We start from the raw sequence: 14,596 nt of genomic DNA on the forward strand, positions 1-14,596 counted from the left end.
TTAGCTCATGCCGAAGTTTGCAGCCAACCTGACCATGCTGTTCAACGAAGTGCCGTTCCTCGACCGCTTCAAGGCGGCCGCGGATGCGGGGTTCGACGCCGTCGAGTTCCTGTTCCCGTATCCGTACGCGAAGGAGGAACTCGCCGAGCGGCTCGAGACGCACCGCCTGCGCCTCGTGCTGCACAACCTGCCCGCCGGCAACTGGGACCAGGGCGAGCGCGGCATCGCGTGCCTGCCCGATCGCGTCGGCGAGTTCCAGGAAGGCGTCGGCCGTGCGATCGAGTATGCGAAGGCGCTGAAGGTGCCGCAGCTGAACTGCCTCGTCGGGATTCCGTCGGCGAGCACGCCGCGCGACACGACCTTCGTCACGATCGTCGACAACCTGCGCTTCGCGGCCGACGCGCTGAAGCGCGAAGGCATCCGCCTGCTCGTCGAGCCGTGCAACAGCTTCGACATCCCGGGCTTCGCGCTGAACCGCTCGGCCGAAGGACTCGACGTGATCCGCGCGGTCGGCTCGGACAACCTGTTCCTGCAGTACGACATCTATCACATGCAGCGCATGGAAGGCGAACTGGCCGCGACGATCGAACGCAACCTCGCGTCGATCGGCCACGTCCAGCTCGCGGACAACCCGGGCCGCAACGAGCCGGGCACGGGCGAGATCAACTACGCGTTCCTGTTCGCGCTGCTCGACCGGCTCGGCTATGCCGGCCACGTCGGCTGCGAATACAAGCCACGCACCACCACGACCGAAGGGCTCGGCTGGCTGCAAGGCGTCGCCGACTGCGCACCGGGCTCGGCGCGCCGCGCCGCCTGAGCCTCGCCCTTTCCGTCATCGCCCCTATAGGAGACTTTCATATGGCAACCATCGGTTTCATCGGCCTCGGCATCATGGGCGCGCACATGGCGCGCAACCTGCTCAAGGGCGATCATCAGCTCGTCGTGAACGGCGCGTTTCCGGTGCCGGACGACCTGCGGGCGAGCGCGAAGGTCGTCGCGAACTCGACCGAAGTCGCGAAGCACGCGGACATCATCATCTCGATGGTTCCGGACACGCCCGACGTGCGCAACGTGCTGTTCGCCGACGACGGCGTCGCGAAGGGCCTCGCCGCCGGCAAGCTCGTGATCGACATGAGCTCGATCTCGCCGCTCGACACGCAGGCATTCGCGAAGGACATCAACGCGCTCGGCTGCGACTACCTCGACGCGCCGGTGTCCGGCGGCGAAGTCGGCGCGCGCGAGGCGACGCTGACGATCATGGTCGGCGGCCCGGAACAAGCCTTCGAACGCGCGAAGCCGCTGTTCGAGCTGATGGGCAGGAACATCACGCTCGTCGGCGACAACGGCGCGGGCCAGACCTGCAAGGTCGCGAACCAGATCATCGTCGCGCTGAACATCGAGGCCGTCGGCGAAGCGCTGCTGTTCGCCGCACGCTCGGGCGCCGATCCGGAGCGCGTGCGCCAGGCGCTGATGGGCGGCTTCGCCGCATCGCGCATCCTCGAAGTGCACGGCGCGCGGATGACGAAGCGCACGTTCGATCCGGGCTTCCGCATCGAGCTGCACCAGAAGGACCTGAACCTCGCGCTCGACGGCGCGCGCAAGCTCGGCCTCGCGCTGCCGCATACCGCGAGCGCGCAGCAGCTGTTCAGCGTCTGCGCGTCGCACGGCGGCAAGGCCTGGGATCACTCGGCGCTCGTGCGCGCGCTCGAGATCATGTCGAACTTCGAGATCGCGCAGCCGCAGACGCAAGCCAAGGTCGCCTGACGCAACCGCGCGGCGTTCGCGGTCACCGCGGACGCGCGCGCACGCCACACTTGCGGTTCCGCGTGCCGGATCGCATCGATGCGCGCGTCATCGCGCATCACCGTGGGGCGCCTCGCCACGCATCGCGGTTCGCGTGCGACGGGGCGAAAAACGCCGCTCTGGGCTGAGAGCGGCGAGGTGGGGTCCGCAGCGGCACCCGGCGACGCCGGGGAAGCCTTGGTCGGTCAGACGTCGTCGTCGGGTGTCCGTCTGTCGGATTTCACGTCTTACACTTCTTTACGTTCGCGCGCGCAATAAGTCATGCAATCGTCGCCGTGAACGCCTACACTTTCGCCACGCCTTTCGAGAAAACCGCCGCGCGCGCATTCGTGCCCAGCGCGGTGTTTTTTTCGCCACTTCACGGCGCGTTTTCTTTTCAACCACCTAAGGAGTGCAACGATGGGTCTTCTTTCGTTTATCAAAGAGGCGGGTGAAAAACTGCTGGGTCACGCCGACGCGCAAGCGGCGGAAGATCCGAATGCCGCAAACCAGACCGCGGCCGATGCGATCAAGAATTACATCAACACGCAAGGCCTCGACACGTCGAACCTGACTGTCGCGTTCGACGGCGCGTCGCGCACCGTGACGCTGTCGGGCAGCGTCGCCGATCTCGACACGAAGGCCAAGGTCAAGGTCGCGGCCGGCAACGTGCAGGGCGTCGCGGGCGTCAACGACGACGACCTCCAGCCGGACGATCCGGAAGTCCAGTACCACGACGTCGTGTCCGGCGACAATCTGTGGAAGATCGCCGAGCAGTACTACGGCGACGGCACGAAGAACACCGCGATCTTCGAAGCGAACAAGCCGATGCTGTCGAGCCCCGACCGCATCTACCCGGGCCAGAAGCTCGTGATTCCGCCGCAGTCCTGATCGGTCGCGCAGGATCGCAAAAGGAAAAGGCAGGCCGATCGGCCTGCCTTTTGCATTGACGCCGGACGCAACGCGTACGGTCAGTAGGTGTCGAATACACGCTGCAGGTCGTCGCGCGCGCCAATCCCGTTCGCGAGCGCGAGCATCAGCAGCACGCGCGCCTTGAACGGGTTCAGCGAACCCGCGCTCACGAAGCCGAGCGCGTCGTCGCAAGCCGCGCCGTTCTTCATCACGTGCCCCGAGCCGACCCGCGACGCGCGGACCACGACGACGCCCTGCTTCACCGCATCGACGAGCGCCGCTTGCAGCGTCGCATGGATCGAGCCGTTGCCGGTGCCCGCGACGACGAGCCCGCGCACGCCGGCCGCGACGAGCGCATCGACGGTGGTGCGCGTGACCCCTGAATAGCTGGCAACAACCTCGACCGCCGGCCATTCATTACGCATCGCCAGTTGCGAATCGTGCGGACGCGTCACGCGCCGCGCGAATTCGACGCGACCGTCCTGCACCCAGCCGAGCGCGCCGAGTTCCGGCGACTGGAACGCATCGACCGCATAGGTGCTCGTCTTCACGACGTCGCGCGCGCCATGGATCCGGTTGTTGAATGCGACCAGCACGCCCTGCCCGCGCGCGGCCGGGTGAGCTGCGACCGTCACCGCGTTGAGCAGGTTGAGCGGGCCGTCGGACGACAGCGCGGTCGCCGGGCGCATCGCCGCGGTCAGCACGACCGGCTTGTCGCCCTGCACGGTCAGGTGCAGCGCGTAGGCGGTTTCCTCGAGCGTGTCGGTGCCGTGCGTGATCACGATGCCGTCGACGGCGTCGTCGGCCATCAGCGCGCCGATGCGCGCGGCCAGCGCGTTCCACAGCGGCAGCGCGAGATCCTTGCTGTCGATGCTGGCGACCTGTTCGGCGTCGATGCGCGCGACGGACGCGAGCGCCGGCACTGCGTCGATCAGGAAGTTGACGCCGAGCGCGCCGGCCTGGTAGCCGGCCGTGCTGGCGGCGTCGGGCGCAGCCCCGGCGATGGTGCCGCCGGTGGCGAGGACGGCGATGCGCGGCAGGGCCGGCGACGAAGCGGAAGCGGAATGCGGAGTATTCATGGGCGCGATTGTAATGGCTCACGATCCGGGCACGATAGCCCGGCCGCGCCCGGTGCGTGCGCATCATGGTTTGTCCCGATCGCCCGCGCGCGCTTTTCGTCAACGCCGGTCCGGCCCGCCACGTTATAGAAAGTGCTGTTTCGGTGTTTTCACATTGATTCGCCATAATCGGAGCGCGCGGCGCGATGCGTCCCCGCTACGCGTCCCGCTTCGCGATGGCGTCAATAAAACGCAATTCACCCCATGGGAGTGTCAAATGAAAATCCAATCGCTCGTAGCCGCACTGCTCGTCGGCGGCATGCTCGCTTCCCCCGCATTCGCGGCGAACAGCCAGCAGGACAAGATGAAGGCCTGTAACACCCAGGCCGCCGGCAAGACGGGCGACGAACGCAAGGCATTCATGAAGGACTGCCTGTCGGCGAAGCCGGCGAAGGCGATGTCGCAGCAGGACAAGATGAAGGCCTGCAACAAGGACGCCGCCGGCAAGAAGGGCGACGAGCGCAAGGCGTTCATGAAGAGCTGCCTGAGCGCCCAGCCGGCCGCCTGATTCCGGCCCGGGGTTTGTTCACGCTGATAGCGTGAACAGACCCTAACCCGTCATCAATGCCGCGCACCGTTTCGACGGGCGCGGCATTGTTGTTTTCGTTGCACGCGCATCGACTCCGCTCGCGTGGATCACGGGCTCGCCGCCGGCCGTCGGCCGCAGCGCGGCCTTCCTGGCAACGGTTTTCCGTGCCGGCTCCGGCCCGCCGCGCACATCCGGCACAGGATGCGGCAATTCGCCGCGTTTTCTTCTATGATGGCTGCAATGCGGCCCATCCAAGCATAAGAAGCGCCATCGGGCCGCCCTCGACACGGACGCGCATGCCGCGTCAAACGGAGGCTTGGATGGCATGGAGACAACACCGCTGGTTCCGCCGCTGGGTGATCGTGATCGTGTTCTGGGCCGTCCCCGTCGCGATCGTCGCCGTGCGCGAGATCCGCGAGGAAATGGCCTACAACAAGGCGGACCTGCAGCTCGCGCTGACCACCTGGCAACTCGCCGATGCGCAGCGCGCCGCCGGCGCCGCCGCGCGCTGTCACGGCGACCCTGACGAAGCGCGTGCAGCCGGCTGCCCCGCCGACGTGCTCGCCGCCAATGCCCCCCGCCAGCAGGCCGCGCGCGACGAGTACGTGGTGCGTCGCAACACGCTCGCGAGCTACCTGTGGCATGCGTTCGTCGGCTACTGGGTCGTGCCGGCCGCGTTCCTGTTCGCATGCGGCGTCGTCATCGCGCTGATCCGCCGCGCGCTGCGGCGGCCGCCGATCAAGCCGCCGGTGCCGCACTGACGCGCGCGTCGCCGCACCGCGCCCGCCCTCCCCTTGCCGGCAAGCCGCCGGCGCGTTCGCCGCGCCGGCGAGCGTGTGCGCGCCGTTCGTCGGCGCATGGCGACACGGCTTGACGATTTGACGCTTTTTCACTCCCGCATGAAAAGCCGGCCGTAATCCGCTGTGATATAACTGCCGACGTGATCCGCCCCTTGAACGGTGCGGCTCACCCTGATCATCACCCGATGGAGAAGAACGATGCAAAAACGGAATCTCGCACTGAAAGCCGCCGCCGCGCTCATCGTCGGCAGCCTCGCGCTCGCCGGTTGCACCACGACCCCCGACAAGCCCGACACCGCCGCGACCAATGCGTCGAAGCGCCAGGCGATCGATTCGAGCGTCGACGCGACGCTGTCGCGCCTGTATTCCACGGTCAAGGGCTCGCGAGAGCTCGTCGGGAAATCGCGCGGCGTGCTGGTGTTCCCGGACGTGCTCCAGGCCGGCTTCATCGTCGGCGGCCAGTCCGGCAACGGCGCGCTGCGCGTCGGCGGCAGCACGGTCGGCTACTACAACACGTCGTCGCTGTCGGTCGGCCTGCAGGCGGGCGCGCAATCGAAGGCGATCGTGTTCCTGTTCATGACGCAGGAATCGCTCGACGAATTCCGCGGCTCGGACGGCTGGGCCGCCGGCGCGGGCGCGTCGGTCGCGCTTGTGAAGATGGGCGCGAACGGCGCGGTCGACACCAACACGGCCACCGCGCCGGTGCAGGTGATCGTGCTGACGAACGCCGGCCTGATGGGCGACGTGTCGATCAACGGCACGAAGGTCACCAAGCTGAAGATCTGACCACGCCGCCCGCGCACCGCGCGGGCAGCCCATGTGCAAACGGCGATGCCCTCGCGGGCATCGCCGTTTTTTTGCGCCTGCGCGACGCGCGTCAGGTCGTCGAATCGATCACCTTGAAACGCGCGCGCTTCTGCGCACGGATCACCGACTGATAGACGTCGACGTACTCCTGCGCCATCCGGCGCGACGTGAAGCGCTCCTCGAAGCGCTGCCGCACGCGTGCACGCGGCAGCAGGTGCAGCCGGTTGACGGCCGCGACCGCGCTGATCTCGTCCTCGACGATGAAGCCCGACACGCCCTCGTCCAGCACCTCCGGCACCGAGCCGCGATTGAACGCGATCACCGGCGTGCCGCACGCCATCGCCTCGACCATCACGAGGCCGAACGGCTCCGGCCAGTCGATCGGGAACAGCAGCGCATGCGCGCCCGACAGGAATTCCGCCTTCTGGTGATCGGCGATCTCGCCGATGTATTCGACGTGCGGCAGCGCGAACAGCGGCTTGATCTCGCGCTCGAAATACTCCTGGTCGGCCGCGTCGATCTTGGCGGCGACCTTGATCGGCAGCCCGCACTGCTGCGCGATGCGGATCGCCGTGTCGACGCGCTTTTCCGGCGAGATGCGGCCGAGGAACGCGAGATAGCGCGGCTCGACCGGCTGCGGCATGTAGAGCGTCTCCGGCAGCCCGTGATAGACGGTCGTCAGCCATTTCGCCTGCGGCAACGGCTGGCGCTGCGCATTCGAGATCGAGATCACCGGCGCGGTGCTGAACGTGTCGAACACCGGCTGCTGCTCGGGCAGGTCGAGCCGGCCGTGCAGCGTCGTCACGTACGGCACTTCCTGGCGGTTGAAGACCGAGAACGAGTAATAGTCCATATGGAAATGCAGGACATCGAAGTCCTTCGCGCGGCGCGCGACCGTTTCCATCAGTAGCATGTGCGGCGCGATCCGGTCGCGGATCGACGAGTCGAGCCGCAGCGCGCGCGGCCATACCGGCTCGAGCTTCGCGCGCGTCGTCGAATCGCCGCTAGCGAACAGCGTCACGTCGTGACCGAGGTCGACGAGCGCCTCGGTGATGTACGACACGACGCGCTCCGTGCCCCCGTACAGCTTCGGCGGCACCGACTCGGTCAGCGGGGCGATCTGGGCAATTCTCATGATCCACGTCTCCAAAGGGTCGGCGCAGCGCCGGCCGAATATCTCATTATTGGCGATCCGGCCGAGCAGCACCGAGGGGCTTGCATTTTATGGGCGTTGTTACAGACCGGATACACTCGGGCGCCCCGCCGATACAGGGGCCGGAGGCCCGACGGACGAGGCGCCGCGCGTCAGCGCGACGGCCATTTCCACGGCGGCAGGTCCCGCGTGTCGGCATCGACGAGCCCGGTCGCGCCGAGCCGCTTGTCGAGCACGAGCGACTCGCAGCCGGCCTCGCGCTCGAGCGTCGCGATCAGCCGCGCCGCATGCGACACGACGATCACCTGCGAATGCCGCGCCGCCTGCGCGATCAGGCGGCCGAGCGCCGGCAGCAGGTCCGGATGCAGGCTCGTCTCCGGTTCGTTCAGCACCATCAGCGCGGGCGGCCGCGGCGTCAGGAGCGCCGCCGCGAGCAGCAGGTAGCGCAGCGTGCCGTCCGACAGCTCGGCGGCCGCCAGCGGGCGCAGCAGCCCCGGCTGGCGCATCAGCACCTCGAAGCGGCCGCGGGCGCCCGGATTGTCGATCTCGACCGACGCGCCTGGAAACGCGTCGTCGATCGCCGCGTCGAGCGCCGCGCCGTCGCCGATCTCGCGGATCGTCTGCAGCGCGGCGGCAAGGTCGGCGCCGTCGTCCGCGAGCACGGGAGTGTGGGTGCCGACGTGCGACTGCCGCGCAGGCGCCTGCGCGTCGGTGCGGAAATGATCGTAGAAGCGCCACGAGCGGATCCGCTCGCGCACCGCGATCATCTCCGGCGCACCGCGCGGGTCGGCGAACTCCGTCATCATGCTGTCGAAGCTCGCGACCGGCTGCGGGACGGTCGACCAGTCGCCCGACGCGTCGCGCGCGCGGATCTGCGCACCCTGCCGGTCGACCAGCAGCGTCGACGGCCGCAACGACGGGCCGCCCCAGATGCATTCTCGCTTGACGACCGGATCGAGCCCGAACATCGAATCGTCGTTCTTCACCGGCAGGCCGAGGTCGATCGCGTAGCCGAAATCGTCGCACGCGAACCCGAGCTTGAGGCTCACCGGGCCGTTGCGCACCGTGCCGGTGACGGGCGCGTCGCCCGCCAGCATCGACCGCGAGAACCGTTCGGGGCCGGCCCACAGCGTCGACGGCAGCCCGCCTTCGCGGGCCAGCGACGGGATCACGCGGCCCTGAGCGGTGTCGGCGAGCAGCCGCAGCGCGCGATACACGCTCGACTTGCCGCTGCCGTTCGGCCCCGTCACGACGTTCAGCGCCGCGAGCGGCACGATCAGTTCGCGCAGCGAGCGGTAGTTGGCAATGGCGAGCGTATGGAGTGCCGTCATGGATGGGGTCGGGTCAGCGTCCGTCGACGGCCTGCGGATCGGCCGCGGTATTCGCCGCCGTGCCGGCGGCAGGCGCGCGCTCGCGCGAGTGTACGGGATTCGGCGCGTCCGGCGCCGATGCGTGCGGAAACAGTTCGGTGCGGCTGCGCGGCAGGCACTGCGGGTAATGCGACTGGATGTACGCGATCAGGCCCTCGCGCACGCGGCAGCGCAGGTCGAAGCACAGCGACGAATCCGCCGCGCTGACGAGCGCGCGCAGCTGCATCGTGCGCTCGGTCGCGTCGGTCACCTGCAGCACCTGCACGCGGCCGTCCCATTCGGGCGCGCCCTGGACGAGCCGCGCGAGCTCCTCGCGCAGCGGCGCGAGCGGCGTCCGGTAGTCGACGGACAGGAACACCGTGCCGATGATTTCGGCGCTGTTGCGCGTCCAGTTCGCGAACGGATTCTCGATGAACCATTGCAGCGGCACGACGAGGCGCCGCTGGTCCCACAGGCGCACCGACACGTAGGTGCCGGTGATTTCCTCGATGCGCCCCCACTCGCCCTGGATCACGACGACGTCGTCGAGCCGGATCGGCTGCGTCAGCGCGATCTGCAGGCCCGCGATCAGGTTGCCGAGCACCGGGCGCGCGGCGATGCCGGCGACGAGGCCCGCGACCCCGGCCGACGCGAGCAGGCTCGCGCCGACCTGGCGCACGTTCGGGAACGTCATCAGCGCGGCGCCGGCGCCGATGATCACGATCAGCGCCATCACGGTCCGCGACAGCACGCGCGCCTGCGTATGGATGCGACGCGCCTGCAGGTTGTTCGCCGTGTCCAGCGGATGCGCCTGGATGATCGCCTCGCCGAGCGCGGCCGCGAGCCGCACGAGCAGCCAGGTCAGCGCCACGATCGTGCCGACGGCTGCCGCCGTGCGCATCCCGCGCACGAACGCCATGCCGTCGTCGGCCTGCACCCACACGAATTCGAGCGCGAGCAGCGCGAGCGTGACGAGCGACGGCTTGTCGATGTAGCGCAGCACGACGCTCAGCATCGGATAGGGGCTCGCGACGCGCTTGACGATGCGCGCACCGATCCGGTGCGCGGCCGCGCCGACCAGCAGGCTGACGGCCGACACGATCAGCGTGCCGAGCCACGAATGCAATGGCGCATCGGCGATGCGCTGCAGTTCCTCGAGTGAAATCATCGACGCCTGAGCCTCTTCGGTTCAGGAGGCGCATCATGCGCCTCGTCCTGGATGCATCGGCGACGCCCGGGCGCGGCACGCGCCCGGGCACGGCTTCAGGTCAGCTGCCGCCCCTGCAGGGAAACGCCTTGCCGAGACCGAGCGACACCGCGGTGCTCGCGTTGTAGTCGGCCAGCTTCGGATTTTCCGCGATGTACTTGCGCACCGCGTCGGTCATCTGCTGCGCCCTGATGTCGGGCGGCAGGCAGAAATACTGGCCGACGCGCGGCCCGGTGGTGCCGCCGATCGCGTCGATCGTGTTGTAGACGCCGTCGGCGGCGCCTTCAATGTAGGCCGCGCACGACGCCCGCGATTTCACGTCCGTCTTCGCGCACAGCCGATCGAGATCCGCGCCCGTGAAAGCCGCCGCCGACAACGGCACGGCGAACGCCGCGGCACAAAACATAGCCCGCAACATGGTGTTCCTTATGTCAATGCGACCCGGGGCCGCCGGCCGCGCCTGAGCCGGCCGCGCCCAAAACCGCTATTTTGCACTTTTTTGGGCGTTGCCCGGCGTCGCCGCGCCGATGCGCTCGGTGCGCTTGCTCAGGATGTCCCTCGCGTCCGGCGCCTTGTAGTGCTTCGCGAACTCCAGCGCGGTCAGGCCGAGCTGGTTCTTCACCTGCGGATCGGCGCCCTGGTCGAGCAGCAGGTTCACCGTCGACGCGTGGTTGCCGCGCGCGGCCATCATCAGCGGCGTCGTGCCGTTCGGCGATGCCGTGTCGATGTACGCGTCATGGTCGAGCAGCACCTTGACGACCGCGTCCTGGCCGCTGGTGGCCGCGTAGTGCAGCGGCGCCCAGCCCTTCTTGCTGACCTCCGCGCCCTTGTCGATCAGGAGCTTCACGAGCCCGACGTCGCCGTTCAGCGACGCGAGCATCAGCGCGTTCTCGCCCGCCTTGTCTTCCTTCTCGAGGTCGACGTTCGGCGCCGCGGCGAGCGCCGCCGCAACCTTGTCGGACTTCTCGCGCGCGGCGATCACGATGAGCGGATCGCCGTTCGGTGCGAGCATGTTCGGATCGAGGCCGTTCTTCAGCTGCTTGCCGATGTCGGCAATGTCGTCGAACTTGACCGCCTTGACGATCGCTTCGAGCGACTCCGCGTGCGCGCCGGCGGCCGCGAACAGCCCGCTCGCGACCAGCGCGGCGGCGACGAGCGCACGTTTCGGCAGATGTTTGATCGGCTTGGTCATTGTTGTGGGCTCCTTCCCCTGGGTTGTCGGCTGCGTCGCGCCGCCGTCAGCGGGCGATCTTGAACAGCCGGAAAAAGTTCTGCGTCGTCGCGTCGGCCAGCGCCTCGACGGCGATGCCGCGCTCGGATGCGATAAAGCGTCCGACATGGCTGACGTAAGCAGGTTCATTCGGCTTGCCGCGATACGGCACCGGCGCGAGATACGGCGAATCGGTCTCGATCAGCAGCCGGTCGAGCGGCACGCGGCGCGCGACGTCCTGCACGTCGGTCGCATTCTTGAACGTGACGATCCCCGACAGCGAGATGTGGAAGTTCTGCGCGAGCGCCTGCTCGGCGACCGGCCACGGCTCGGTGAAGCAGTGCATCACGCCGCCCGGCACCTCCGCGCGCTCCTCGGCCATGATCCGCAGCGTGTCCTCCGACGACGAGCGCGTGTGGATGATCAACGGCTTCAGCGTCGCGTGCGCGGCGCGAATGTGCGTGCGGAAGCGCTCGCGCTGCCATTCCATGTCGGCGATCGCGCGGCCTTCGAGGCGGTAGTAGTCGAGGCCCGTCTCGCCGATCGCGACGACCTTCGGGTGCGCGGCCAGCTCGATCAGCTCGGCGAGCGTCGGCTCCTTCGCGTCCTCGTGGTCGGGATGCACGCCGACCGACGCGTAGACGTTGTCGTGCGCGTCGGCGATCGCGAGCACCTCGGGCAAGGTCTCGAAATCGACGGACACGCACAGCGCGTGCGTGACGTCATGCTCGCGCATGTTCTCGAGCACCGCCGGCAGGCGGTCCGCGAGACCCTTGAAATTGATGTGGCAGTGAGAATCGACAAACATCGTGTTTCCTGAATGCGGGTGACGGGCGGCCGCCCGGACAGCGCGCCGCCGGTTATGCGCCCCGTGCGCGGTCGAGCCGCTCGCCGACGATCACGAGATCGCGTTCGACGCCGTCGCGTGGCAGACCGCGACGATCGCAGGCGGACCGGCCCCGGTCGCGTCACGATAGAACCGGGTCATGACATCTCGACCGATGAGAAGCGATCCGGCGCTCACGCGAACATTTCACGATATCCGAGAAACAGTTCCTCGAATACCAGCCGCGCATTGAGCGGATGGTTTTCAACCATCCGCTGGCGCGTCACGGTCTTCATGAAGCGCGCGAACGCATTCGCGTCGAGCGCGCCCGCGCAGCGCGCAAGCGCGGCGGCATGCATCGGGAAATAGCGCGGCACGCCCGCCATCCGCTGCGCGAGCAGATCGTACAGCCAGCGCTGCAGCCAGCCGAGCACGAGCGGCACCGGCAGCTTCTGCAGCGCCTCGCCGCAGGCGAACGGGTCGCACCCCGCGCCGGCCGCGAGCTGGCCGAGCGTGAAGTCGCGCAGCGGCCGGTTCTCGTCGCTCGCCAGCGCCAGCGCCGCGAGCGGCGCGCCGCCCGCCTCGGCCAGCAGCGCCGGCGCGTCTGCGACGCCCAGCGCGGCAAGCCACGCGGCGGCCTCGTCCGGCGCCGGCACCGTCATCGGCCATTGCCGGCAGCGGCTGATGATGGTCGGCAGCAGGCGGTCGATGCGCGCCGACACGAGCAGGAACACGACGCCTGCCGGCGGCTCCTCCAGCGTCTTCAGCAGCGCGTTCGACGCGGCGACGTTCAGCGCCTCGGCCGGATACAGCACGACGACGCGCGCCCCGCCGCGGTGCGAGCCGACGCCGCAGAAGTCCAGCAGCGCGCGCACCTGCTCGATCTTGATTTCCTTGCTCGGCGCGCGGGTCTTCTTGCCGCCGTCGTCGGCGTCCGCCGGCTTCGCGGCGTCATCCGCCGCGCCCGGCGCTTCGCCGGCGAGCGCTTCCGGCAGCACGATCCGGTAGTCGGGATGGTTGCCCTGCGCGAACCACGTGCAGGCCGCGCACGCGCCGCACGGCTCGCCGTTTGCCTGCGGGGTTTCGCACAGGAAACCCTGCGCGAGATGCTGCGCGAACTGCAGCTTGCCGATCCCGGCCTGGCCGTGCAGCAGCAGCGCATGCGGCCATTGCGCGCGCAGTTGCTGCAGGCGGTTCCAGTCGTCGGTCTGCCACGGATAGATCATGTGTGTTCCAAAGGTAAGCGAAGCGGCCGTCCGGAATTACAGCGCGGCGAGCACGCCTTCGAGCTGCCTGCGGATCTCGGGGATCGACTGCGTCGCATCGACGATCGCGAAGCGGTGCGGCGCCTCGGCCGCACGCCGCAGGTATTCGCCGCGCGTGCGCGCGAAAAACGCGTCGGACTCGCTCTCGAACTTGTCGGGCATCCGCGCCGCGCCGCGCCGCTCGCTCGCGACCTGCGGCGCGACGTCGAACAGCACCGTCAGGTCCGGCTGGAAGCCGCCCTGCACCCAGCGCTCGAGCGCCTCGAGCTTGTCGCGCGGCAGCCCGCGGCCGCCGCCCTGGTACGCGAACGTCGCGTCGGTGAAGCGGTCGGACACGACCCAGTCGCCGCGCGCGAGCGCGGGCTCGATCACGAGCGCGAGGTGCTCGCGCCGTGCGGCGAACATCAGCAGCGCCTCGGTCTCGAGGTCCATCGGCTGGTTCAGCAGGATCTCGCGCAGCTTCTCGCCGAGCTGGGTGCCGCCCGGCTCGCGCGTGACGACGACCTGCCGGCCGGCGCCGGCCAGCTTGTCCTGGAGCCGTTCGCAGAACCAGTTCAGGTGGGTGGTCTTCCCCGCCCCGTCGATGCCTTCGAACGTGATGAATCTACCGCGCGCCATCATTGACCTCGTATGTATTTGTCCACGGCCTTGTTGTGGTCGTTGAGCGAATCGGAAAACACGCTCGTGCCGTCGCCCTTCGCGACGAAGTAGAGCGCGCTCGTCGCCGCCGGATTGATCGCCGCCTGCAGCGCCGCGACGCCGGGCAGTGCGATCGGCGTCGGCGGCAGCCCGCGCCGGGTGTACGTATTGTAGGGAGTGTCGGTCTGCAGGTCGCGCTTGCGCAGGCGGCCGTCGTATGCATCGCCGAGTCCGTAGATCACCGACGGATCGGTCTGCAGCGGCATGCCGATGCGCAGCCGGTTCGCGAACACCGCCGCGACGAACGCGCGGTCCGCCGCATGCCCGGTTTCCTTCTCGACGATCGACGCGATCGTCAGCGCTTCGTAAGGTGTCTTGTACGGCAGGCCGGGCGCCCGCGCCGCCCATGCCTCGTCGAGACGCGTCTGCATCAGCCGGTATGCGCGCCGGTAGATATTCAGGTCGATCGTGCCCTTGTCGAACAGGTAGGTATCGGGAAAAAACAGCCCTTCGCCGCTGCCCCGCCTGACCGCGCTGTCCGGCGCGCCGATCGCGCGCAGCAGGTCGGCGTCGCTCATGCCGGCGGTCGTATGCACGAGATCCGGATTCCCGTCGAGTTCCGCGCGCATCCGCTTGAAGGTCCAGCCTTCGATCACGGTCGCGACGTATTCGTTGACGTCGCCGCGCGCGATCTTCTGCAGCACGTCGTAAGGCGTGATGCCGGTCTTGAATTCGTAGTTCCCGGATTTGAGCTGGCTGGACAGGCCGAGCAGGCGCGTCATCGCGACGAACGCGAACGGCTCGACGGGCACGCCGCCGTGCTTCAGCTGCTGCGCGACGCTCTTCACGCTGCTGCGCGGCTTGATCGTGACGTCGAGCGACGCGGCGCCGAGCAGCAGCGGGCGGGTTGCCCAGTAATACGCGCCGCCCGCGCCGGCGGCGACCACAACGACGGCCAGCGCCGCGACCGTTGCGGCGCATTTCTTCAGTAGGGACATG

Annotated in this window: 16 protein-coding genes; 6 read left to right on the forward strand and 10 right to left on the reverse strand. The window is 68.5% G+C overall.

What is annotated here, in order from left to right; translation table 11 throughout:
- The first annotated feature begins 7 nt into the window (after positions 1-7).
- The 3 genes from hyi to lysM all read left to right on the forward strand — a co-directional run bounded on the left by hyi (position 8) and on the right by lysM (position 2,673).
- Positions 8-817: a hydroxypyruvate isomerase gene (gene hyi, locus ACFIMZ_RS11210; RefSeq protein WP_431819577.1), complete on the forward strand. Its 810-nt coding sequence runs from the start codon at positions 8-10 to the stop codon at positions 815-817.
- Positions 818-858: 41 nt separating this feature from the next.
- Complete coding sequence (locus ACFIMZ_RS11215) at positions 859-1,764, forward strand: 2-hydroxy-3-oxopropionate reductase (protein ID WP_431819578.1); 906 nt, start codon at positions 859-861, stop codon at positions 1,762-1,764.
- 438 nt (positions 1,765-2,202) lie between these two features.
- On the forward strand, positions 2,203-2,673 hold the full coding sequence (gene lysM / locus ACFIMZ_RS11220; protein ID WP_431819579.1) for a peptidoglycan-binding protein LysM: 471 nt from the start codon (positions 2,203-2,205) through the stop codon (positions 2,671-2,673).
- A gap of 80 nt (positions 2,674-2,753) precedes the next feature.
- Here lysM and ACFIMZ_RS11225 read toward each other — a convergent pair whose 3' ends face one another.
- Positions 2,754-3,773: an asparaginase gene (locus ACFIMZ_RS11225; protein ID WP_431819580.1), complete on the reverse strand. Its 1,020-nt coding sequence runs from the start codon at positions 3,771-3,773 to the stop codon at positions 2,754-2,756.
- A gap of 256 nt (positions 3,774-4,029) precedes the next feature.
- On the opposite strand from ACFIMZ_RS11225, the gene ACFIMZ_RS11230 reads away from it, so the two are divergent.
- The 3 genes from ACFIMZ_RS11230 to ACFIMZ_RS11240 all read left to right on the forward strand — a co-directional run bounded on the left by ACFIMZ_RS11230 (position 4,030) and on the right by ACFIMZ_RS11240 (position 5,927).
- On the forward strand, positions 4,030-4,320 hold the full coding sequence (locus ACFIMZ_RS11230; protein ID WP_059587621.1) for a PsiF family protein: 291 nt from the start codon (positions 4,030-4,032) through the stop codon (positions 4,318-4,320).
- 341 nt (positions 4,321-4,661) lie between these two features.
- On the forward strand, positions 4,662-5,102 hold the full coding sequence (locus ACFIMZ_RS11235; protein WP_322066363.1) for a hypothetical protein: 441 nt from the start codon (positions 4,662-4,664) through the stop codon (positions 5,100-5,102).
- 237 nt (positions 5,103-5,339) lie between these two features.
- On the forward strand, positions 5,340-5,927 hold the full coding sequence (locus ACFIMZ_RS11240) for a BPSL1445 family SYLF domain-containing lipoprotein (protein ID WP_431819581.1): 588 nt from the start codon (positions 5,340-5,342) through the stop codon (positions 5,925-5,927).
- Positions 5,928-6,018: 91 nt separating this feature from the next.
- On the opposite strand, the gene ACFIMZ_RS11245 is transcribed toward ACFIMZ_RS11240, so the two are convergent.
- The 9 genes from ACFIMZ_RS11245 to mltG form a co-directional block, all read right to left on the reverse strand.
- Positions 6,019-7,083, reverse strand: a complete 1,065-nt coding sequence (locus ACFIMZ_RS11245) for a glycosyltransferase family 4 protein (RefSeq protein ID WP_431819582.1) — start codon at positions 7,081-7,083, stop codon at positions 6,019-6,021.
- Positions 7,084-7,253: 170 nt separating this feature from the next.
- Complete coding sequence (locus ACFIMZ_RS11250) at positions 7,254-8,432, reverse strand: AAA family ATPase (protein ID WP_431819583.1); 1,179 nt, start codon at positions 8,430-8,432, stop codon at positions 7,254-7,256.
- 13 nt (positions 8,433-8,445) lie between these two features.
- Positions 8,446-9,618 (reverse strand): mechanosensitive ion channel family protein, encoded by a 1,173-nt coding sequence (locus ACFIMZ_RS11255; RefSeq protein WP_431819584.1) that lies wholly within the window; start codon positions 9,616-9,618, stop codon positions 8,446-8,448.
- 100 nt (positions 9,619-9,718) lie between these two features.
- A complete protein-coding gene (locus ACFIMZ_RS11260) occupies positions 9,719-10,075 on the reverse strand; it encodes a Rap1a/Tai family immunity protein (RefSeq protein WP_006755340.1) in 357 nt (118 codons plus the stop codon).
- 66 nt (positions 10,076-10,141) lie between these two features.
- Positions 10,142-10,849, reverse strand: a complete 708-nt coding sequence (locus tag ACFIMZ_RS11265) for an ankyrin repeat domain-containing protein (RefSeq protein ID WP_431819585.1) — start codon at positions 10,847-10,849, stop codon at positions 10,142-10,144.
- Positions 10,850-10,895: 46 nt separating this feature from the next.
- Positions 10,896-11,675: a TatD family hydrolase gene (locus ACFIMZ_RS11270; protein WP_431819586.1), complete on the reverse strand. Its 780-nt coding sequence runs from the start codon at positions 11,673-11,675 to the stop codon at positions 10,896-10,898.
- Positions 11,676-11,887: 212 nt separating this feature from the next.
- Positions 11,888-12,919: a DNA polymerase III subunit delta' gene (locus ACFIMZ_RS11275; RefSeq protein WP_431819587.1), complete on the reverse strand. Its 1,032-nt coding sequence runs from the start codon at positions 12,917-12,919 to the stop codon at positions 11,888-11,890.
- A gap of 36 nt (positions 12,920-12,955) precedes the next feature.
- Positions 12,956-13,576, reverse strand: a complete 621-nt coding sequence (gene tmk / locus ACFIMZ_RS11280) for a dTMP kinase (protein WP_076475026.1) — start codon at positions 13,574-13,576, stop codon at positions 12,956-12,958.
- Positions 13,576-14,595 (reverse strand): endolytic transglycosylase MltG, encoded by a 1,020-nt coding sequence (mltG, locus tag ACFIMZ_RS11285; RefSeq protein ID WP_431819588.1) that lies wholly within the window; start codon positions 14,593-14,595, stop codon positions 13,576-13,578. The genes tmk and mltG overlap by 1 nt, the downstream gene beginning before the upstream one ends.
- Position 14,596: the final 1 nt, after the last annotated feature.

Source organism: Burkholderia sp. F1, from assembly GCF_050813845.1.
In the GTDB taxonomy this organism is placed as follows: domain Bacteria; phylum Pseudomonadota; class Gammaproteobacteria; order Burkholderiales; family Burkholderiaceae; genus Burkholderia; species Burkholderia ubonensis.